The sequence below is a fragment of the Enterobacter cloacae complex sp. P43RS genome (genome assembly GCF_014930585.1).
In the GTDB taxonomy this organism is placed as follows: Bacteria; Pseudomonadota; Gammaproteobacteria; order Enterobacterales; family Enterobacteriaceae; genus Enterobacter; species Enterobacter bugandensis.
In genome coordinates this window covers 1-1,569 of the sequence record NZ_JADBRJ010000023.1, presented here as the reverse complement: position 1 = coordinate 1,569, position 1,569 = coordinate 1, and the positions used below count along the sequence as shown (strand labels likewise).

1 rRNA gene is annotated in these 1,569 nt (G+C 53.1%); it reads right to left on the bottom strand.

The features are described 5' to 3' along the window. A 23S ribosomal RNA gene (locus IM294_RS21940) occupies positions 1-1,569 on the bottom strand; the annotation flags it as partial.

Here is a 1,569-nt window from a genome sequence, read left to right as displayed (position 1 = left end):
CTACACATCAAGGACCAGTGTTCAGTGTCAAGCTATAGTAAAGGTTCACGGGGTCTTTCCGTCTTGCCGCGGGTACACTGCATCTTCACAGCGAGTTCAATTTCACTGAGTCTCGGGTGGAGACAGCCTGGCCATCATTACGCCATTCGTGCAGGTCGGAACTTACCCGACAAGGAATTTCGCTACCTTAGGACCGTTATAGTTACGGCCGCCGTTTACCGGGGCTTCGATCAAGAGCTTCGCGTTGCCGCTAACCCCATCAATTAACCTTCCGGCACCGGGCAGGCGTCACACCGTATACGTCCACTTTCGTGTTTGCACAGTGCTGTGTTTTTAATAAACAGTTGCAGCCAGCTGGTATCTTCGACTGATTTCAGCTCCGCCCGCAGGGGCTTCACCTACATATCAGCGTGCCTTCTCCCGAAGTTACGGCACCATTTTGCCTAGTTCCTTCACCCGAGTTCTCTCAAGCGCCTTGGTATTCTCTACCTGACCACCTGTGTCGGTTTGGGGTACGATTTCGTGTTACCTGATGCTTAGAGGCTTTTCCTGGAAGCAGGGCATTTATCACTTCAGCACCGTAGTGCCTCGTCATCACGCCTCAGTGTTAAAGTGAACCGGATTTGCCTGGAACACACACCTACACGCTTAAACCGGGACAACCGTCGCCCGGCTGACATAGCCTTCTCCGTCCCCCCTTCGCAGTAACACCAAGTACAGGAATATTAACCTGTTTCCCATCGACTACGCCTTTCGGCCTCGCCTTAGGGGTCGACTCACCCTGCCCCGATTAACGTTGGACAGGAACCCTTGGTCTTCCGGCGAGCGGGCTTTTCACCCGCTTTATCGTTACTTATGTCAGCATTCGCACTTCTGATACCTCCAGCATGCCTCACAGCACACCTTCAACGGCTTACAGAACGCTCCCCTACCCAACAACGCATAAGCGTCGCTGCCGCAGCTTCGGTGCATGGTTTAGCCCCGTTACATCTTCCGCGCAGGCCGACTCGACCAGTGAGCTATTACGCTTTCTTTAAATGATGGCTGCTTCTAAGCCAACATCCTGGCTGTCTGTGCCTTCCCACATCGTTTCCCACTTAACCATGACTTTGGGACCTTAGCTGGCGGTCTGGGTTGTTTCCCTCTTCACGACGGACGTTAGCACCCGCCGTGTGTCTCCCGTGATAACATTCTTCGGTATTCGTAGTTTGCATCGGGTTGGTAAGCCGGGATGGCCCCCTAGCCGAAACAGTGCTCTACCCCCGAAGATGAGTTCACGAGGCGCTACCTAAATAGCTTTCGGGGAGAACCAGCTATCTCCCGGTTTGATTGGCCTTTCACCCCCAGCCACAGGTCATCCGCTAATTTTTCAACATTAGTCGGTTCGGTCCTCCAGTTAGTGTTACCCAACCTTCAACCTGCCCATGGCTAGATCACCGGGTTTCGGGTCTATACCCTGCAACTTAACGCCCAGTTAAGACTCGGTTTCCCTGCGGCTCCCCTATACGGTTAACCTTGCTACAGAATATAAGTCGCTGACCCATTATACAAAAGGTACGCAGTCACACC